Below are 17,627 nucleotides of genomic sequence, written 5' to 3' on the forward strand. Positions count from 1 at the left end.
GCTATGCCTTTCACCGGGCCGATCCGGGGTTCTTGCGGTGGTTGGCGTTGAACCGCGCTTTCTTCTGGCGATTCCCGCACGTGTTCATGTCGCACCATCGGCGGGTGCGGCTTTGACTGGTGTCGAAGAAGGCGGCCCGGCAGGTCGGTGACGCGCACAAGGCGAATCGTCCGTCGCGTTCACCCGCGATGATGCTGATCGCGTCGGCGGCGATCACGCTGAGGGCGTCTTCCACGCCGGAAACCCGCCATCGCCGCTCACCCTCGGGTGTCAGGACGGCCGCGGCCCGGCCCCGGGCGCTGCACTCGTTGATGACCCGGACGGCAGGCGCGGGGAGCGTGTCCTGGAGCGCGGTCGCGGTCGCGGTGGCGTGAATCGCTTCCCTCAGCTCACGGGCGAGGTCGAGCTGGGCGGTGGTGCAGGAGCCCACGTCGAGGCCGTTCACGGCCAGCCAGTCCACGAGCCGGTGCGGCGTGGGTATGCGCTCGACGGCGTCGCCACGACGCTCCGTCAGAGTCGCCGTGAAGCTGGTCGCCAGCACGCTACCGAGGCGGAAGTCGGGAAACCCAGCAGGCATGGAACCACCTTAGCCGGTTGCACACCGTCGGCCGGAACTGTTAGAACCGTCTTAGCCGGTTCCGCAACGCCAGGAGGTCTCATGACCAATGAGGTGCGAGCATTCGAAAGCCGGGCGACGGAGGCCGACCTCGAGGAGCTGCGGGCGCGATTGGCCGCGGCGCGGCTGCCCGAGGCCGAGACGGTCTGTCGCCCGGCGCCCGACCCGCGCCGATGGGACCAGGGCGTTCCTCTCGCCGACCTCGTCGAGGTCGTGGACTATTGGCGCACGGAGTACGACTGGCGGTCGTTCGAAGAGCGCCTCGACCGGATCGGCCAGTTCCGCACGACCATCGACGGCCTGGGGATCCACTTCCTGCATCGCCGATCCGCGCGTGCGGATGCCACTCCCCTGATCTTGACCCACGGCTGGCCGGGCAGCGTCGCCGAGTTCGTCGACGTGATCGAAGAGCTCGCGGATCCGAAGGACGCGGACGCGCCGGCGTTCCACGTCGTGGCCCCGTCGTTGCCGGGATTCGGGTACAGCGACAGGCCTGCCACCACCGGATGGGGCACCGAAAAGATCGCGTCCGCGTGGGTGGAGCTGATGGGAAGGCTCGGCTACGGCGAGTTCGTGGCCCACGGCGGCGACTGGGGAGGCAATATCACCACGGTGCTCGGCGGCAGGTTCCCGGCGCACGTACTCGGCATCCACACGACGTTCGCGCAGGGGCCGCCCGGGTTGTCCATGGACGGGCTGACGGCGGCCGAGCGCGAGTGGGCCGAGCAGACCCGTGATTTCTGGGGCCGTCGCGCGGCGTACGCGAAACAGCAGGCGACCCGGCCGCAGACCATCGGTTACTCCCTCGTCGACTCACCGGTCGGGCTGCTCGCCTGGATCCTCGACAAGTTCGCCGAGTGGTCGGACACCGAAGACGGTCCGTTCGAGACGATCTCCAGAGACCGCGTTCTCGACGACGTGACCCTGTACTGGCTGACACGGACCGGCGCGTCGGCGGCCCGCATCTACTACGAAAGCCACGATTCCCTGGACCCCGGACTCCGGGTCGACGTCCCGTCGGCGATCACCATGTATCCCCGCGACATCGAGAAATGCCCACGTCCTTTGGCGCAGGAGCGGTACCGGCGGATCGTTCGCTGGAGGTCTCCCGAATCCGGGGGTCACTTCCCGTCGCTGGAGGTTCCCGGATATTTCGTCAAGGACCTGAGGGAAGGTCTAGCGGCGGTACTGGCCGCAGCGGGTCGTTGAGGTTCTCGGGGAACGAAGCGCTCGCCGTCGAACACCATCTCGAGCGGCGGTCGTCGCGCGGCGGGCTGCCAGCCGGCGCGAAAGGCGTCACGAATGGCGCGGCGGACCTGCGTCTGCGTGGGCAGGAAGGCGTGGTGGTAGGGGTCGAGAACGAGAACCTGTCCGCCGGTGCCGTCTTCCTTGACGCGGATCACGCGCGTTGTCGTTTCCCAGTCGGCATCGAGGTGCCAGAGGAACCACTGGCCGTTCCGGAGCGAGACCCGGCGGGTGTCCTTCTCGGGCCAGGTCATCCCAGCGTGCTGCCGAGGAGGGCGAGCAGTCGTTCCCAGTGGCGCCGCGATCCGGCCTCGTCGAAGGCGTCGGTGTCGGACATGGTGAAGCCGTGGACGGTGCCGGGGTAGATCTCACAGCTGTAGCCGACGCCGGCGGCGTCGAACGCCTGGCTGATCTCGGTGATCGCCTCGGGTGTCATGTCGTTCTCGGCGAGTCCGAGGTGGACTTTCGCGGTGAGGCCCGGGATCTGCCGGTGCGGGCTGTCGGGCCGGTCGGTGACCAGGGCACCGGGATGGAACCCGGCGACGGCGGCGACGCGATCGGGGTGGGCCGTCGCGGTGCGCATCGCGAGGACTGCGCCCATGCAGTAGCCGATCGTGGCGACCGGTCCGCCGCGGACCTCGCGCCGGGAGGCGAGGAAGTCGAGGTACGCGGCGGCGTCGCTCAGTGCGCGTTCGGTGGTGTGCGCTTCGATGAGCGGCATGATCTGGCCGAAGAGCGCGGGACGGTTTTCGGTGGTGATGTGCTCGGGCAGGTCGAACACGGGTGCCGGGCGGTGCCGGTGGAAGACGTTCGGGACGAGTACGTAGTAGCCGTGTCCGGCCAGTTCGCGGGCCATGTCCCACAGGACGGGGCGTGGCCCGAACGCGTCCGGGTACAGGAGGACACCCGGATGCGTTCCGCCGTCGCCGGGGATGGCGGCGAAGGCGTCGGACTGGCCGTCCGGGGTGGGAATGCTCAGCGTTGTGGCGGGAATGGCGGTGCTCCCTCGTCTCGTCGGTGTAACCCCGAACGTAGACGATCAAGCTCAGCCCAGCCGCAGCCGATCGGCCAGTCCGGCCGCGGTGAACGCCGTCACCAGGTCGTCGCGGCCTTCGGTGAAGTGCGCCCAGCTGTCGATGTGCACGGGGACGACCGTGCGGGCACCGAGAATCCGCGTCGCCTCCGCGGCCAGCGCGCTGTCGAGGACGAGCAGGGCGCCGTCGAAGACCGGCTTCAGCCGCGGAGCCCCGGCGAAGAGCACAGCGGTGTCGACCGGGCCGAACCGGTCGGCGACCTGGCGGACGACGTCGAGCGAGGCGTTGTCGCCGCTGATGTAGACCGTCGGCAGGCCCTGGCCGGTGAGCACGAATCCGACGACGTCGCCGGTGACCTTCTCCGAGCCTTCCGGCCCGTGGAGCGCGGGCGCGGCGGTCACGGTCACGACTCCTCCGCCGGGCCGGTCGAGCTCGACCGTCTCCCAGGTCTCCAGCCCTTTCGCGGTGCCGCCCAGCCTGCCGGCGCCACTGGGCGTGGTGAGCGTCAGGGGCACGTTCGCCAGCAGCTTCCGGCCGGAGTGGTCGAGGTTGTCGGGGTGCTCGTCATGGGAGAGCAGGACGGCGTCGATGTGGCCGAGGTCCGCGGGGTTCAGCGATGCCGGCGCGGTCTTGGTGAGGCCGGGTTTCCCGTCGGGCCGCCCGTAATGGCCGGGTTCGTCGAAGGTCGGGTCGGTCAGGAATCGCAGGCCGCCGTAGTCGATCACCGCGGTCGGGCCGCCCGAGACCTGGACCGAGAGCTGTTCGCCGAGCTGGCGCATCGTTCTCCTCACGGATAAGTAATTCTGCTTCCGTGAGTACTCTAGCCAGTTCTCACGGACGAGTTCAATAACTTCCGTGAGGAACTACCATGAGAACGTGAACGACACCGCTGCCCTTCCCCCGGCCCCCGGCGCCGAGCAGTACGTCGCGCTGGCGCTCGCCAACACCACGATCGCGTTGCCCGGCGGCCAGTTCACCGATCTGCTCGGCACTCCGGCCGCCGCGACGAAGTGGCTCGCCGAACAGGGGCTCGCCCCGGTCAACGCCGGTTTACAGGAGATGTGCGCGGGACTGGTCCAGTCGTTGCGCGAGCAGGTGCGGGTGCTGCTCGCGTCGAGGTCGTGCTCGGATCCGGCTCCGAAGAGCGCCCTCAACGCCGTCAACGAAGCGCTGAGCAAGGCGCCCACCGCGGAACTCCTGCGCTGGGACCCGGCCCGCGGGCTGTACCGCACCGCGTCGCATCCGATCACCCAGATCGTCGAGCACGCGTTGGCGACGCTCGCCGCCAACGCCGCGGACTTGCTGACCGGTCCGGACGCGGAGCGGATCGCCGCCTGCGGGTCGCCGCCGTGCACGCGGTTCTTCCTGCGCAACGGGCGGCGCCAGTGGTGTTCCGTGCGTTGTGGTGACCGGGCTCGCGCCGCCCGCGCCTATGCCAGGCGCTCGCAGCCGGTCGGTCAGCGGTAGGACGCGAACTGGTCCAGCAGGGGCTTCGGGGAGTCTTCGGCGAAGCAGAGGACGAGGCTTTCGGCGGGCCGAGTTCGGCTACGTCGAGCATCGCGAGGGTTGGCGCCCTCTCCGGCGAACGGCGACATCAGGTGGGCGGCGTCCCCGAGCAGGGTGACACCGGGGACACGGTCCCAGCGGTGGCCGATGGGCAGCGCTTGGATCGGCCGCAGGATCAGCTCGCCGGTGATCAGCGCCCGCAGTCCCGTGTCCACCCGTCGAAGTGGTTCAGGACGACCTCAAGGACAACGGCAGAGAGATTGACTCTCCCTGCCACTTCCAACATATAGCGCACCCGGGGGCTTGCGGCAAGACCCCGGTCATGCCGCAGAATCCCCCGCCGTACCAGCACGAGCTCGACAAACGGGGGAACTCTTGATCGACGTGATCATCGCGGGCGGCGGACCGACCGGCATGATGCTGGGTGCCGAACTGCGGCTGCACGGCGTCCGCGTGGTCGTCGTGGAGAAGGACCTGGAGCAGACCAAGGTCGTCCGCTCCATGGGCCTGCACGCACGCAGCATCGAGGTGATGGACCAGCGTGGCCTGCTGGAGCGATTCCTCGAGAACGGAACGAAGTACCCGGTCGGCGGCTCCTTCGCGGGCATCATCAAACCGGCGCCGCCGCTGGACAGCGCGCACGCCTACATCCTCGGCATCCCGCAGACCGTCACCGACCGGCTGCTGACCGAGCACGCCGCCGAAGCGGGCGTCGAGATCCGCCGTGGCCGCGAACTGGTCGGCCTGAGCCAGGACGAGGACGGAGTGGAGGTCGAACTGGCCGACGGCACGAAGTTGCGCGCGCGATACCTCGTCGGCTGCGACGGCGGGCGCAGCACGGTGCGCAAACTCCTCGGGATCGGCTTCCCCGGAGAACCTGCCACCGCCGAGACCCTGCTGGGCGAGATGGAATTGACCGAGGACTGGGAAACCGTGCTCGCCGTGATGACCGAAGTCCGCAAGACCCAGCTGCGCTTCGGCCTCTCTCCCATCGGCGACGGGGTCTACCGGGTCGGCGTGCCCGCCGAAGGCCTGGCCGACGACCCGCGGACCCCGCCGGCCTTCGACGAGGTCAAACGACAGCTCAAAGCCCTCGCGGGCAGCGACTTCGGCGTGCACTCACCGCGCTGGCTCTCCCGCTTCGGTGACGCCACCCGCCTGGCCGAGCGTTACCGGGACGGACGCGTGTTCCTGGCGGGCGACGCGGCGCATATCCATCCGCCGGTCGGCGGGCAGGGGCTCAACCTCGGCGTCCAGGACGCCTTCAACCTCGGCTGGAAACTGGCCGCCGCGGTCAACGGCTGGGCGCCGGAGGACCTGCTGGACACCTACCACACCGAACGGCATCCGGTGGCCGCCGCGGTGCTGGACAACACCCGTGCGCAGATGCAGCTGATGTCACTCGATCCGGGGTCCCAGGCGGTCCGGCGGCTGCTGGCGGAACTCATGGGGTTCGAGGACGTGAGCCGGTTCCTGACCGAGAAGATCACCGCGACCGCGATCCGCTACGACTTCGGCGAAGGGCACGAACTTCTCGGCCGCCGGATGCGGGACCTCGATCTCAAGCAGGGACATCTCTACGGGCTGACCCGCGGCGGCCGGGGTCTGCTGCTCGACCAGACCGGCGCGCTGTCGGTACAGGGCTGGTCGGACCGGGTCGATCACGTCGTCGACGTCAGCGAGGAACTGGACGTGCCGGCCGTCCTGCTGCGGCCGGACGGACACGTGGCGTGGGCGGGCGAAGACCAGCACGAGCTCGTCGGTGCCTTGCGCCGGTGGTTCGGAGAGGGCGAAGTCCTCTAGCGCGCCCGGGGACGGCGGCTATTGGCTGAGGACGTTCCGAATCCACATCCACGACAGGAGTTGATGACCAATGGCCGGACGGGTGGTGCACTTCGAGATTCCGTTCGAGGACGGCGAGCGCGCACGCGGCTTCTACCGGGAGGTCTTCGGCTGGAAGGCCGACACGATGCCGGGGATGGACTACACGATGGTCGCCTCGGGGCCGACCGCCGAGACCGGCATGCCCGCGGAGCCGGGGTTCATCAACGGCGGGATGCTGGCCAAGGAACTCAGCCCCGCGTCGGGACCCGTGATCGTGCTCGACGTCGACGGCATCGACGACACGCTCGCGGTCATCGAGAAACAGGGCGGCACGACCCTCGTCGGCCGGACCGCGGTCGGCGACATGGGTTTCGCCGCCTACTTCAAGGACCCGGAAGGCAACGTCATGGGGCTCTGGGAGAACGCGGGCCAAAGCTGAACCCCGCGGGCCCGTGGCCGTCGTGGTCACGGGCCCTGCGGTCCCCGGTACGGCAACGTCTGGTTGTAGACGATGTTGGTGTTCGTGCTGCCGAAGAGCGCGAGCTCGTTGACGATCTCCTCCAGCCGCCCCATCGACGGGGCCGCGATCTTCAGCGAATAGCAGTCGTCACCGGTCGTGCGGAGGCATTCGAGGATCTCGGTCCGCTCGGCCAGGAGCTTGTGCAAGGGTGCGTGCTTGCTGCCCGGGTACTTCAACCGCACCACCGCGAGCACCACGTACCCGGCCTTCTCCAGATCGACCTCGGCGCGATAGCCGGTGATCACCCCGGCCGACTCCAGCCGCTTGACCCGTTCCGTCGTCGCCGACGCGCTCAAGCTGACCCGCTTCCCCAGCTCGGTGAGTGGCAGGCGCCCGTCCTTCTGGAGCTCGACCAGGATCGCCCAGTCCGTCGCGTCGAGAGTCTCGGCCATCCGGGGAGAATACCGGCAGATCCACGGCGGAAACGGCCATACGCCGGGAAAGATCCCTTCCCGGGATTCGGGCCCCGCCGATAGCCTTGACCTGTGCGAATAGGTGTCAACGTCCCGAATTTCGGACCGGGGACCGACCCCGGGATCCTCCGCGGCTGGGCCACCACGGTCGAAGGCCTCGGCTACGACCTGCTGATGGTGTCCGACCACGTCGCCATCACCCCCGACGTCGCCGAGCAGTACCCGGCTCCATTCTACGAACCGTTCACGACGCTGTCGTGGCTCGCCGGCGTGACCGACCGGATCCGGCTGGGCACCACCGTGCTCATCGTCCCGTACCGGCATCCACTGCTCATCGCCCGTATGGCCGCGAACCTGAACCAGCTCAGCGGCGGCCGGCTCGTACTCGGTGTCGCCTCAGGATGGGCCCGTCAGGAGTTCGAAGCCCTCGACGTCCCGTTCGAGCACCGGGGACGGCTGACCGACGGCCACCTCGACGCCGTCCGGAAGGCGTGGGCCGACGACGCCGACTACCGCGCCGGCGAAATCCCGATCTGGGTCGGCGGCAACAGCGACGCCGGGATCCGCCGCGCCGTCCGGATCGGGGACGCCTGGCACCCGCTGCGGGCCACCCTCCCCTGGCTCACCGAAGCACTCACCAGGGTCAAGACCATCGCCGATGCCCACGATCGGCCGGTCCCCGCGTTCGCCCCGCGGATCGTGCTCAACGTCACCGAACGCCCCGCGACCGGACCCGATCGCCCCGCCGGGGAAGGCACGATCGAGCAGATCGTCGACGACCTCGACCGCCTGCAGCATCTCGGCGCCGAGACGATCGTGCTCGACCCGTTCTCCGGCGACCCCGACGAGACCCTCCGCCCGGAAGCCGCCTGGCAGGCACTGGCGACCGTGGCCGCACACTGGGAACTGGGCCGCTACCGAACCGAACAGGACCGACGATGACCGAAGAAGACGAGAAGTTCCTCCGCCGCGCCATCGAACTGGCCGCGAAATCCCGCAAGGACGGCGACCCGCCCTTCGGCTCGCTGCTCGTCGGCGCCGACGGCACGGTGCTGGCCGAGGACCACAACACCACGGTGTCGCAATCAGACATCAGCCTGCACCCGGAGCTGAAACTCGCCGTGTGGGCCGCCCGCGAACTCGAACCCACCGTCGCCGCGAAGACCACCATGTACACCAGCTGCCAGCCATGCGGGATGTGTCAGGGCGCCATCGAACGCTCCGGCCTGGGCAGGGTCGTGTTCGCCCTCTCCGGCGAACAGGTCACCGCGCTCAAGCCGCCCGTCACCGCACCGCCTGTTCGGCTGGAGGGGCCCGCGCTGTACGACGAGGCCCGCGTCCCCGTCGAGGGCTACTACACCTGAGCCCCGGTCCGTGAAGGCCTCCTTCCCTACCCTGAAAGTAGGGAAGGAGGCCTTCACGGACTTGCGGGTCGTGAAGGGGGACTTCACGGACCGGCGCATAGGATGATCACGATGTCCGCCGAACTCGTGCCCACCGCGCCGGAACCGCCGTCGCGGCTTCCGGAGACCAGGCCCGAGAACCGGCGGCGGATCCTCGCCGAAGCCGTCGCACTGCTGCCCGCGCTTCCTCCGGCCGACCCGCTCGACCGGTACGCGATCCGGCACATCACCACGCTCTGGCTCGAGACCGACAAGACCGATCACACCCGCCGCGCCTACTACGCCGACCTCTCCGCCTGGCTCGGCTGGTGTGCCCGCACCGGGCTCGACCCGCTCATGGCGCGCCGCGCCGACGTCGACGCCTGGAAGAACACCCTCACCGTCACCGGCAAGGACGGCCTGCCGCGGACTCCAACGTCGCGCGCACCCTCGCCGGCATCTCCAGCTGGTACCGGTACCTGCAGTCCAACGACATCGCCGACCGCAACCCGGTCTCCGCGGTCAACCGGCCCAAGACCGGCAAGACCCCGCCACTGCCGGCACTCGGCGGCGAGTCGACGGCGAAACTGCTGAACCACATGGAGAAGCGCGCCCGCGCGAACGACACGGAACCGTCCTGGCGCGACGCCGCAGTCGTCGCGATCCTGTTCTACACCGGCCTGCGCGTCTCCGGCCTCACCACCGCCACCGTGCAGGACCTCGTCCCCGCCGCCCAGCACCCGCTGCGCCGCTACCTCGAACTGCGCGCCGCGCGCACCGGCGTCCGCCCCGACGAGCTGACCGGCCCGCTGCTCGCGACCATGCCCCACCGCTACGACAGCACCAAATCCGGCGGGAAACCACTGGCGCAACGGGATGTCTGGTTCCTCCTGCGGGCACAGGCCCACGCCGCCGGACTCGCCGAAGCGAACACCATCTCCCCGCACACCGCGCGGCGCACCACGGGAACCCTGCTGCTGGCCAACGACGTCCCGGTCCAGAAGGTCCAGGACCTGCTGGGACACGCCGACATCCGCACGACCCGCGACCGCTACGACGCGCATCGCCACAAGCTGGAGACCTCTCCCGTGCACGCGCTCGCGCAACTGCTCGCCGACGCGCGACACCGTCAGAACTGAGCCTGCCCCAGCTGGGACTTCGTCGCCCCGATCACCACACCGTCGACACGCGCGAGCCAGCTCCCGCACAGGCACCGGACGTACTCAAGCCTCCCCTGGGAGACCCGCTGGGAATTCGTCGCGCTTCCAGGCAGTTCGGCCAGCGGCCACCCACACCGCGGGCACTCGTTCGCTTCCATGCCCCGATCGTGCTGTAATGAGTCAATGCACTTCAACCCTTACGGCGGTGCGGCGGCGCAGATCGCCGCCGACCTCGTCAACCTCGGCGACGCCGCCGACCCGGCGACGCTGACCACGATCTTCCGCGACCGCATGACCGTCGCCGCCGTAAAGGACCACGAATCGACCGAGATCATCGCCTGGACCAAGAGACTCCGCGACGTCTTCGAAGCCGACCCCGCCACCCGCGTCGACCTGGTCAACGCGCTGCTCCACGATTCCGCGTCCAAGCCCTACATCTCCACCCACGACGGCAAGGCACCCCACCTGCACTACGTCGACGCACACGCCGGCACCGCGTCCCGAGTCCGGGCCTACACCGCGGGCGGACTCGCACACCTCGTCTGCGACACTCCGGACCGCTTCGGCGTCTGCTCACGCGAAGGCTGCGAAACGGTCTACGTCGACGTCTCCCGCAACGGCCGCCGCCGATTCTGCTCCACCCGCTGCGCGACCAGGGTCCACGTCGCCGACCACCGGAACCGGCAAGCGGGCTGGATGTAGTCCGGCGTTGCCGGAGTACGGGCGCACGTACGCCCACTTGTCGAGCAGGGTGCGATTCAGACGCTCGACCGCGGCAGGAGCCGTCGTCTGTGAGGACACGTTCGGCGATGATGCCGTGGCCTGCCGATCATTGGCGATCCGTGCTCCGATTTTCGCCGGGACGCTCGCCGGGTGCGTCCCGTGAGCCGAAGCCACTGCCCAGGATGCGGAAGGCGTTGGAGCGCAGGGCGTGCCCGGACAGGGTGATCGCGTCTCCGCCCATGCCGCCGATACAGCTAGATCGCGTACCGCCACGCCGTCAGAGCGTGCGCCGAGAACCACGCACCCAGCACCACCCACGCCACCGCGGCCGCCACCGCCGTGACCGTCCGCCGTTTCGACAATCCGATCGCGATCGGCACCAGCACCGGGAAGGCGGGCAGGATGAACCGGATCTTCGCATCCGGCAACCCCCGCGTACCGATCGCCAGCAACAGCACCCCGGCCCCGTACAGCGTCAACGGCCACGGAACCCGGATGAACGCCGCCACCAGCACCAGCACCACCGCACCCAGCAGCAACAACACCGTCAGCGTGCTGAACACCGACTCGTCCCCGGTCAACCGCGCCAGCACCGAATCCGCGGTCTCCGCACCGAAGTCGAACTCGGTGTTCCAGCCCCGCAACTCGATGTCCTGCCAACCGGTCCAACTGCCCGTCCGATACGCGACGAACCCCAGATACCCGGCGACCCCCAGCGGAGCCACCACCGCACCCGCCAACGCCCACCAACGCTTCTCGGTACGCCGGAAGACCGCGACCAACGCCGCCACCACGACCACCGCGACCAGCACCACCGCCGTCGACCTCGACAACCCGGCCGCGAAAGCGCACAGGCCAGCCAGCATCCAGCGCCGCTCCAGCACACCCACCAGCGACCACACCGCGAAAGCGCAGAACACCGCTTCCGTGTAAGCCATCGAGAACACGATCGCCATCGGCGCCCCGGCCCACAACGCCACCAGCAACAACCCGGTCTGGTCACCCCGCTCCGGCGAAACCGCCCGCCCGATCCGGATCAACCCGCACGCCAGCACCAGACCGGCCAGCACCGACACCGTCAACGCCGCCGTCACCACATCCGGCCCTAGCCACATCACCGCGCCGACGAGCTTCGGATACAACGGGAAGAACGCCATCGGCGCGTCCGAATACGGCTGCCGCGCCGCGTCCAGCGTCCCCGGCAGATCCGCGTACCCGTGCACCGCCAATCGCAGATACCACTGCCCGTCCCACGCCGTGAGCCGATCGGTCAACGTGGCACCACGCCGAGCGGCCAGCAGATCGAGCAGCTGGACACTCGCCGTCCGGATCACGAGATACAACAGGATCGCCCTCGGATAAGGCGACCACGCCAGTCTGTCGAGCGCTCTCTCGAACACGCGCGCCGGACGCCCCTGCCGGGGCGCCCTCTCGGGAGCGGCGGGCTGATCAAGGTCGTCGACTTCTCGGAGCACGCTCAGAGTGTCCACAATGCGGGGCCAGCTCGCCGCTCGATCCCGAAGATTCCCAGGCTCCGCGCAGGTGGGGAAGGCCACAAACCCGGCTTGTGACCCCACCTCGATCTTGTGTTTCCCAGCCACCGCCCCCGCTCCTACGTTCGAAGTCATGAGCGAACAGAACCTCAAGGACACCGTCGCCATCATCGCCGGCGGCGCGAAGAACCTCGGCGGGCTCCTCTCCACCACCCTCGGCGAAGCCGGCGCCAAAATCGTCGTCCACTACCACGGCGACGCCTCCGCGGCCGACGCCGGCAAGACAGTCGAAGCCGTCCGCGGCGCGGGCTCCGAAGCCATCGCCGTCCAAGGCGACCTCACCGCGGTCGCCGACGTCCGCCGCCTCTTCGACACCGCCGTCGACACCTTCGGCGGCGCCGACATCGCGATCAACACCACCGGCATGGTCCTGCGCAAGCCGATCCTCGAAACGACCGAGGAGGACTACGACCGCATGTTCGCGGTCAACGCCAAAGCCGCCTACTTCTTCATCCAGGAAGCCGGACGACGCCTCTCCGACAACGGCAAGATCATCAGCCTCGGCACGTCCCTGCTGGCGGCCTTCACCGACGGCTACTCCACCTACGCCGGCGGCAAAGCCCCGCTGGAGCACTTCACCAGGGCCGCCGCCAAGGAGTTCGCCGACCGCGGCATCTCGGTCAACGTCGTCGCACCCGGCCCGATGGACACCCCGTTCTTCTACCCGCAGGAAACCCCCGAGCGGGTCGAATTCCACAAGTCCCAGGCGATGGGCGGACGACTCACGAAGATCGAGGACATCGTGCCGATCATCAGGTTCCTGGCCACCGACGGCGCCTGGTTCACCGGCCAGACGATGTTCCCCAACGGCGGCTACACCACCCGCTGACCCTTACGCTGGCCAAGACGCCGTAGACCGGACACGAAAAGGAACCCCGGGGTGGGCCTGGACCTGTACAAGCTGAACCACCTCATCGCCGTCGCCGAAGAAGGCAGCTTCACCCGCGCGGCGGCCCGGCTGCACCTGAGCCAGCAGGCGCTGTCGACGTCGGTGCGCACGCTCGAGCGGGAGGTCGGCGTCCCCCTGCTCGAGCGGAGCGCCACCGGCGTCACCGTGCTCCCCGCCGGACAGGCACTGATCGCCGACGCCCACCTCCTGCACGGCATCGCCGACTCCGCCGTCCGGCGCGCCAGGCGCATCGGCCGCAGCGAACCGGAACGCCTCCGCGTCGGCCACACCCCGGCCGTCACCGGCGACGAGGTCACCGCCCTGCTGCGCAAACACCAGAGCGACCCGGACCTGATCATCGACGTCAACCAGCGCTACCCCGACGAACTCGTCGCACAACTGCTCGGCGGGCAACTGGACCTCGGCCTCGGCCGCGCGCTGACCCTCGCGCACGGCCTGGTCGGGACCACCCTGATCCGGCAGCGGCTCAACGTCGCGGTCGCCACCGGACACCGGCTCGCCGAACGCGAGTACCTCGCCTTGACCGACCTCGACGGCGAAGAGATCACCGTCTGGGGACACCCAGGCCGGTCCGGCTACACCGATCTGCTCGTCAACCTCTGCCGCGACGCGGGATTCGAACCCAACGTACGCCGCAACCCCATCCAGGGAACGCCACCGGTGGCCGCCGTCCTCGACACCGAAGGCGTCGCGTTCGTGACCGCGTCACCCGGACCGGCGGCGGGCGGCGCCGTCCAGGTCAGGGAACTGCGGCCTGCCGCGCACGTCCCGCTGCAAGCCCTTTGGCCGCAGCACAGCACTTCCGACGCACGCCAAGCGTTTCTCGCGTCCGCTCAAGGCTTCTAGAGGCCGAGCCGGTCGTGGTGGTCCAGTAGCTTCGACAGCAGCTCGGTGAACCGCTTCCGCTCGTCGGCCGAAAGCGGAGCCAGCAGCTCGTCCTGCCGTTCGGCCAGCTGTTTCTCCAGCCGTCGCAGTTGCCGCCTGCCCGCGGTGGTCAGCGAGATGACGTTACGCCGCCGATCGGCCGGATCCGGGGCACGCTCGACCAGCTCACGTTCGGCGAGCTCGTTGATCGCCGCGACCATCTCGCTCACGTGGATGCCGCTCCGGCGGCCCAGCATCGCCTGGCTGGCAGGCCCGAACTCGTCCAGCGTCGCCAGCACGCGGTAGTGGTAGCCACGGGAGTCGACCGCGGCGAACCCGTCGGTCACCAGGCGATGCGCGTGGTTCGCGGTCTGCGTGAGCAGCCAGCTGGGCAGCTTCCGCCAGCCGCCGCACGGCTCGTCCGAGGAGTTCTCCATGTGACGAGTCTAACGAATCGTTGGGCACCCGAACGATTCCGGTATCGTTGGGACACCAAACGTTTATCTGCCCAACGAATCGAGCCAGGCGTGACGATCAAGCCCTTCCACATCGACATCCCCCAGACCGATCTCGACGACCTCGCCGACCGGCTGGCCCGCACCCGCTGGCCCAACGAGGTCGCCGACGCGGGCCTGGACTACGGATTTCCGCTCGCCCGTCTCAAGGAACTCGCCGAATACTGGCGAACCGGATACGACTGGCGCGCCCACGAAACCGAACTCAACAAGCTTCCGCACTTCACCACCGAGATCGACGGTCAGAACATCCACTTCGTGCACGTCCGGTCGGCGAACCCGGACGCGCTCGCACTGGTCCTCACCCACGGCTGGCCCGGTTCGTTCCTGGAGTTCCTCGACCTGATCGAGCCGCTCTCACCCGACTTCCACCTGGTGATCCCTTCGATTCCGGGCTTCGGGTTCTCCGGCCCGACCCACGAACGAGGCTGGAGCACCGACCGGATCGCCCGGGCGTGGGCCGAGCTGATGCGCCGCCTCGGGTACGAGCGCTACGGCGCACAAGGCGGCGACTTCGGTTCGGGGATCTCGACGGCACTCGGCGCGGCGGCACCGGAGCACGTGGTCGGGGTACACGTGAACTACCTGCCGACCCGGCCGGATCCGGACGCCGGTCTCGAACTGTCCGAAGAGGACGAAGCTCGCTTGGAGAAGGTGAAGCGACTCATGGCGAATCGCCCGCCGTATCAGGCATTGCAGGCCGCCACCCCGCAGACCATCGGCTACGCGTTGACCGATTCACCGGTCGGCCAGCTCGCCTGGATCGCCGAGCGCTTCGCACAGTGGACAGACCCGCGCACGCCGGTCAGCGACGACCGGATGCTCACCGACATCTCGCTGTATTGGCTGACCGCGACCGCGGCGTCGTCCGCGCGCCTCCACCACGACACCGGAAGGGGGAACGCTCCTTGCCGCGCCCCACTCGGCGTGGCGGTGCTCCCGCATGACATCACGCAGTCGGTGCGACCACTGGCCGAGCGGCTGTACGACATCAGGCACTGGTCGGAGTTCGACCGGGGCGGGCACTTCGCCGCGATGGAGGTTCCGGACCTGCTCGCCGAAGACATCCGGAAGTTCTTTCTCGGCCTCACCTCTGTGCAGTTTTTTGCGAGATGAGTCTGGGTTTTCTCTTTTGCCGTGCTGTATAGGTCGTTATACATTTCGAAGGTTCAGCATGTCGTCGGGAGGCCGGTCGGCCTCCCGACTGACCGGACGGCGATCGCCGCGCCACACTCCCCCGCCGTCCAGCGTCCTGTATGGCGCGCCACTCCGCTCCCCCTGGACGACGCCTGGCAAGCACCTCCGTGGCACTGAGTGCCAGTCCTTACTGTTCGGCCAAGGCGGCGTTGACCTTGGCGATGACGTCGTGCAGAGGCGTCGACGTGGTCATCACCGCCACCATGGTCGTTTCGACCGCGGCGTCCTGCACCTTGAACGCGTCGATCACCAGCGCGAATGCCTCCGCCGCGCTGGCCGCGATGTCGTCCTGCCCGCCACTGCGCAGCCAGCGCCGGAGCACGTGGTTGTTGGCGGCCGCGATCGCCGCCGCGGCCACGGCCGCCCGCAGGCTCGCCGTCTCGTCACCCTGTTCGGTGAACCGCGCCCGCAAGTAGCGGGCGAGCACGCGCTGATAGCGGTCGACGGTCGCGACTTCCTTGTCCCGCAACGAAGGCACCGTCCGCGTCAGCGTGAACCGCTTGAGCGACACGTCGAGTTCCGCGGCGTAGGAGTCGAGGACCAGTCCGACGGCGGCGCATGCCACCTCGACGGGATCACGGTCCGGATCCGCGGCGGCGAACGTCTCCTCCATCTCCGCCACGATCTCGTCGTGGTTGGCGAAGAGCACGTCGTCCTTGGCGTCGAAGTACCGGAAGAACGTCCGGCGGCCCACCCCTGCCGCGGCCGCGATCTCGTCCACCGTGGTGGCCTCGTAGCCCTTCGCCACGAACAGGTCCACGGCCGCCGCCGCGAGCGCACGACGCAGCCGGCGCCTCCCCGCGGGGGTCGCGCCGGCTCTGGTCACCGGCACCCGGCGCGGCGAATCGGTCATAGCGGGACGGTAGCAGCCACTTGCTAGTGGCACTGAGTGCCGTTAGGCTGTGCGGAGTTCCCGGGGCCGTGTCCCCTCCCCCGCTCGGAAGGCGCCGACGATGTCGCTGGACCACCAAGTGCTCCCGGTCGAGTCACGTTCGATCCGCCCCCGGGGCGATGCCTTCTACGGTCGGCTCTTCGGCTGGTCGCTCAAATGGCGAGGTCCGCAGCCGTTCCTGGTCCTCGAAAGCGGGATCTGCGCGGTGACCCTGCCCAAGATCAACGGCGCCCAGGTCCTCGCCCGGCTCGCCGAGACCGGCTGCGAAGGCCCCGCCATGACGGTACTGACGCAGCAGGGACCGCGTGTGGCCATTCTCGCGGAGACCGACGGGCTGATCCCCTCTCGGGATTCCCTGCCGCAGCACGTCGAAGTACTCGCCTGGGGCACACTGCTCCCCCTTCCCGCCGACTCCGGCCGGGCAGAGGCCCACGCGGAATGGCTCTCGGCACCGGATCCCCGACAGCGGTGGCTTCCCAGCCTGGACGCCGTCCTCGCGGGCGTCCGGCCGAGGTAGCGCACGCGGCTCATGCCGCCACCGACGCCTGCGCGGAAACGAGCAGCGCTCCACCGTCCGATTCGGACAGGGTGATCTCGAGAGTCGCCCCTTCCGCCAGCGGCGGCAGATCGCTCAGGGTCACGCGGCCGATCAGCCGTTGACCGCGGCGGGCGTTCACCACACCGGAACGCCGGACTTCGATTCCCGAGCGGTGCCACACGCGAACGCTGCCCGTCGCCCGGCCTCGCCACCGGCTTCCGCACCAGGCCGCGAGCGCGGCCCCGGCCGTGTTGCACAAGACGTCGTCCAGCGAACCCACCCGTCCGGCGCCCTGCCAGACCTGAAGGCATTCGATCGATACGGACACCGCGAACGCCGCCAGGACGATCCGCGGAACCGGCTTCGCCCAGTCGAAGCGCACCGGCGCCAGCACCGCGAGCGGCGCCAGCAGCAAAACGTTGCCCGCCAACTGGAACAAGGCGAGATCCGGGCGATCCTCGAAGACGGGCAGGACATCACCCAGCAGGTGGAGACTCACCGAGGAACCGCGGCCCGCCGTCGGCGCCGGCACGAACACGACCGGAAGCACCGCGAAAAGCGAGGCCAGCAAAGCGAAATCCAGCGCGATCGCGGACCGGCGACGCCGGTTCCCCCGAAGCCGCGCGACGAATTCGGCGACGACGGCACCGGCCGCGGCGGCGAGCAGCGACCACGGTGCGACGTCGGAGAACGCCCGCCACCACCATCCCATGCACTCCCCTTTCGCCGATGATC

General features: G+C 69.1%; 22 protein-coding genes and 1 pseudogene. 12 read left to right on the plus strand and 11 right to left on the minus strand.

Annotated elements, in window-relative coordinates; all coding sequences use genetic code 11:
- Positions 1–10: 10 nt before the first annotated feature.
- A complete protein-coding gene (locus tag AC0685_RS31555; protein WP_478228822.1) occupies positions 11–577 on the minus strand; it encodes a CGNR zinc finger domain-containing protein in 567 nt (188 codons plus the stop codon).
- 81 nt (positions 578–658) lie between these two features.
- On the opposite strand from AC0685_RS31555, the gene AC0685_RS31560 reads away from it, so the two are divergent.
- Positions 659–1,825: an epoxide hydrolase family protein gene (locus AC0685_RS31560; protein ID WP_478228823.1), complete on the plus strand. Its 1,167-nt coding sequence runs from the start codon at positions 659–661 to the stop codon at positions 1,823–1,825.
- Positions 1,826–2,111: 286 nt separating this feature from the next.
- Here the strand turns inward: AC0685_RS31560 and AC0685_RS31565 are convergent, their stop codons facing one another.
- Together AC0685_RS31565 and AC0685_RS31570 are read right to left on the minus strand one after the other, a co-directional pair.
- Positions 2,112–2,855, minus strand: a complete 744-nt coding sequence (locus AC0685_RS31565; RefSeq protein WP_478228890.1) for a dienelactone hydrolase family protein — start codon at positions 2,853–2,855, stop codon at positions 2,112–2,114.
- A 51-nt stretch (positions 2,856–2,906) separates the two neighbouring features.
- A complete protein-coding gene (locus AC0685_RS31570) occupies positions 2,907–3,674 on the minus strand; it encodes an MBL fold metallo-hydrolase (protein WP_478228824.1) in 768 nt (255 codons plus the stop codon).
- A gap of 97 nt (positions 3,675–3,771) precedes the next feature.
- Between AC0685_RS31570 and AC0685_RS31575 the strand changes: the two genes are divergently transcribed.
- Positions 3,772–4,362, plus strand: a complete 591-nt coding sequence (locus AC0685_RS31575) for a CGNR zinc finger domain-containing protein (RefSeq protein ID WP_478228825.1) — start codon at positions 3,772–3,774, stop codon at positions 4,360–4,362.
- Here the strand turns inward: AC0685_RS31575 and AC0685_RS31580 are convergent.
- Positions 4,353–4,616, minus strand: coding sequence for a hypothetical protein (locus AC0685_RS31580; RefSeq protein ID WP_478228826.1), 264 nt, complete (start codon positions 4,614–4,616; stop codon positions 4,353–4,355). The genes AC0685_RS31575 and AC0685_RS31580 overlap by 10 nt on opposite strands.
- 160 nt (positions 4,617–4,776) lie before the next feature.
- Between AC0685_RS31580 and rox the strand changes: the two genes are divergently transcribed.
- Positions 4,777–6,204 (plus strand): rifampin monooxygenase, encoded by a 1,428-nt coding sequence (gene rox / locus AC0685_RS31585; RefSeq protein ID WP_478228827.1) that lies wholly within the window; start codon positions 4,777–4,779, stop codon positions 6,202–6,204.
- A 70-nt stretch (positions 6,205–6,274) separates the two neighbouring features.
- On the plus strand, positions 6,275–6,664 hold the full coding sequence (locus AC0685_RS31590; protein ID WP_478228828.1) for a VOC family protein: 390 nt from the start codon (positions 6,275–6,277) through the stop codon (positions 6,662–6,664).
- Between the two features lie 26 nt (positions 6,665–6,690).
- Here AC0685_RS31590 and AC0685_RS31595 read toward each other — a convergent pair whose 3' ends face one another.
- Complete coding sequence (locus AC0685_RS31595) at positions 6,691–7,137, minus strand: Lrp/AsnC family transcriptional regulator (RefSeq protein WP_007034427.1); 447 nt, start codon at positions 7,135–7,137, stop codon at positions 6,691–6,693.
- Between the two features lie 93 nt (positions 7,138–7,230).
- On the opposite strand from AC0685_RS31595, the gene AC0685_RS31600 reads away from it, so the two are divergent.
- Together AC0685_RS31600 and AC0685_RS31605 are read left to right on the plus strand one after the other, a co-directional pair.
- Positions 7,231–8,100 (plus strand): LLM class flavin-dependent oxidoreductase, encoded by an 870-nt coding sequence (locus AC0685_RS31600; protein WP_478228829.1) that lies wholly within the window; start codon positions 7,231–7,233, stop codon positions 8,098–8,100.
- Positions 8,097–8,522, plus strand: a complete 426-nt coding sequence (locus AC0685_RS31605; RefSeq protein ID WP_478228830.1) for a nucleoside deaminase — start codon at positions 8,097–8,099, stop codon at positions 8,520–8,522. Before AC0685_RS31600 ends, AC0685_RS31605 begins: the two co-directional genes overlap by 4 nt.
- Before the next feature lie 83 nt (positions 8,523–8,605).
- Here AC0685_RS31605 and AC0685_RS31610 read toward each other — a convergent pair whose 3' ends face one another.
- Complete coding sequence (locus AC0685_RS31610) at positions 8,606–8,815, minus strand: hypothetical protein (protein ID WP_478228831.1); 210 nt, start codon at positions 8,813–8,815, stop codon at positions 8,606–8,608.
- A 54-nt stretch (positions 8,816–8,869) separates the two neighbouring features.
- Between AC0685_RS31610 and AC0685_RS31615 the strand changes: the two genes are divergently transcribed.
- Positions 8,870–9,679 (plus strand): tyrosine-type recombinase/integrase, encoded by an 810-nt coding sequence (locus AC0685_RS31615; protein ID WP_478228832.1) that lies wholly within the window; start codon positions 8,870–8,872, stop codon positions 9,677–9,679.
- A 204-nt stretch (positions 9,680–9,883) separates the two neighbouring features.
- Positions 9,884–10,402 (plus strand): CGNR zinc finger domain-containing protein, encoded by a 519-nt coding sequence (locus AC0685_RS31620; protein WP_478228833.1) that lies wholly within the window; start codon positions 9,884–9,886, stop codon positions 10,400–10,402.
- Positions 10,403–10,405: 3 nt separating this feature from the next.
- Here AC0685_RS31620 and AC0685_RS31625 read toward each other — a convergent pair.
- Positions 10,406–10,526 (minus strand): annotated as a pseudogene (locus AC0685_RS31625) (IS481 family transposase); the annotation flags it as partial.
- A 151-nt stretch (positions 10,527–10,677) separates the two neighbouring features.
- Positions 10,678–11,898 carry a hypothetical protein gene (locus AC0685_RS31630; protein ID WP_478228834.1) on the minus strand — a complete coding sequence of 407 codons (1,221 nt, stop codon included), beginning with the start codon at positions 11,896–11,898 and terminating at the stop codon, positions 10,678–10,680.
- A gap of 151 nt (positions 11,899–12,049) precedes the next feature.
- On the opposite strand from AC0685_RS31630, the gene AC0685_RS31635 reads away from it, so the two are divergent.
- The gene (locus AC0685_RS31635; RefSeq protein ID WP_478228835.1) at positions 12,050–12,805 is read left to right on the plus strand and encodes an SDR family oxidoreductase; all 756 of its coding nucleotides are present in this window, start codon (positions 12,050–12,052) and stop codon (positions 12,803–12,805) included.
- Positions 12,806–12,856: 51 nt separating this feature from the next.
- Positions 12,857–13,732 (plus strand): LysR substrate-binding domain-containing protein, encoded by an 876-nt coding sequence (locus tag AC0685_RS31640; RefSeq protein WP_478228836.1) that lies wholly within the window; start codon positions 12,857–12,859, stop codon positions 13,730–13,732.
- Here the strand turns inward: AC0685_RS31640 and AC0685_RS31645 are convergent.
- Positions 13,729–14,187 carry a MarR family winged helix-turn-helix transcriptional regulator gene (locus tag AC0685_RS31645; RefSeq protein ID WP_478228837.1) on the minus strand — a complete coding sequence of 153 codons (459 nt, stop codon included), beginning with the start codon at positions 14,185–14,187 and terminating at the stop codon, positions 13,729–13,731. The genes AC0685_RS31640 and AC0685_RS31645 overlap by 4 nt on opposite strands.
- A gap of 90 nt (positions 14,188–14,277) precedes the next feature.
- Here AC0685_RS31645 and AC0685_RS31650 point away from each other — a divergent pair, with 90 nt between their 5' ends.
- On the plus strand, positions 14,278–15,381 hold the full coding sequence (locus tag AC0685_RS31650) for an epoxide hydrolase family protein (protein ID WP_478228838.1): 1,104 nt from the start codon (positions 14,278–14,280) through the stop codon (positions 15,379–15,381).
- Between the two features lie 208 nt (positions 15,382–15,589).
- Here the strand turns inward: AC0685_RS31650 and AC0685_RS31655 are convergent, their stop codons facing one another.
- The gene (locus tag AC0685_RS31655) at positions 15,590–16,315 is read right to left on the minus strand and encodes a TetR family transcriptional regulator (protein WP_478228839.1); all 726 of its coding nucleotides are present in this window, start codon (positions 16,313–16,315) and stop codon (positions 15,590–15,592) included.
- A 100-nt stretch (positions 16,316–16,415) separates the two neighbouring features.
- Here AC0685_RS31655 and AC0685_RS31660 point away from each other — a divergent pair, with 100 nt between their 5' ends.
- Positions 16,416–16,871, plus strand: coding sequence for a glycogen operon protein GlgX (locus AC0685_RS31660; protein WP_478228840.1), 456 nt, complete (start codon positions 16,416–16,418; stop codon positions 16,869–16,871).
- Between the two features lie 10 nt (positions 16,872–16,881).
- Here AC0685_RS31660 and AC0685_RS31665 read toward each other — a convergent pair whose 3' ends face one another.
- Positions 16,882–17,604 (minus strand): VanZ family protein, encoded by a 723-nt coding sequence (locus AC0685_RS31665; protein WP_478228841.1) that lies wholly within the window; start codon positions 17,602–17,604, stop codon positions 16,882–16,884.
- Positions 17,605–17,627: the final 23 nt, after the last annotated feature.

The organism is Amycolatopsis sp. NPDC043889, assembly GCF_056435645.1.

Excerpts from the sequence above, each read along its gene's own strand:
- AC0685_RS31555 (WP_478228822.1), bottom strand. The coding sequence starts at position 577 with ATGCCTGCTGGGTTTCCCGACTTCCGCCTCGGTAGCGTGCTGGCGACC.
- AC0685_RS31560 (WP_478228823.1), top strand. The coding sequence starts at position 659 with ATGACCAATGAGGTGCGAGCATTCGAAAGCCGGGCGACGGAGGCCGAC.
- AC0685_RS31570 (WP_478228824.1), bottom strand. The coding sequence starts at position 3,674 with ATGCGCCAGCTCGGCGAACAGCTCTCGGTCCAGGTCTCGGGCGGCCCG.
- AC0685_RS31590 (WP_478228828.1), top strand. The coding sequence starts at position 6,275 with ATGGCCGGACGGGTGGTGCACTTCGAGATTCCGTTCGAGGACGGCGAG.
- AC0685_RS31595 (WP_007034427.1), bottom strand. The coding sequence starts at position 7,137 with ATGGCCGAGACTCTCGACGCGACGGACTGGGCGATCCTGGTCGAGCTC.
- AC0685_RS31605 (WP_478228830.1), top strand. The coding sequence starts at position 8,097 with ATGACCGAAGAAGACGAGAAGTTCCTCCGCCGCGCCATCGAACTGGCC.
- AC0685_RS31620 (WP_478228833.1), top strand. The coding sequence starts at position 9,884 with ATGCACTTCAACCCTTACGGCGGTGCGGCGGCGCAGATCGCCGCCGAC.
- AC0685_RS31635 (WP_478228835.1), top strand. The coding sequence starts at position 12,050 with ATGAGCGAACAGAACCTCAAGGACACCGTCGCCATCATCGCCGGCGGC.
- AC0685_RS31645 (WP_478228837.1), bottom strand. The coding sequence starts at position 14,187 with ATGGAGAACTCCTCGGACGAGCCGTGCGGCGGCTGGCGGAAGCTGCCC.
- AC0685_RS31655 (WP_478228839.1), bottom strand. The coding sequence starts at position 16,315 with ATGACCGATTCGCCGCGCCGGGTGCCGGTGACCAGAGCCGGCGCGACC.
- AC0685_RS31660 (WP_478228840.1), top strand. The coding sequence starts at position 16,416 with ATGTCGCTGGACCACCAAGTGCTCCCGGTCGAGTCACGTTCGATCCGC.
- AC0685_RS31665 (WP_478228841.1), bottom strand. The coding sequence starts at position 17,604 with ATGGGATGGTGGTGGCGGGCGTTCTCCGACGTCGCACCGTGGTCGCTG.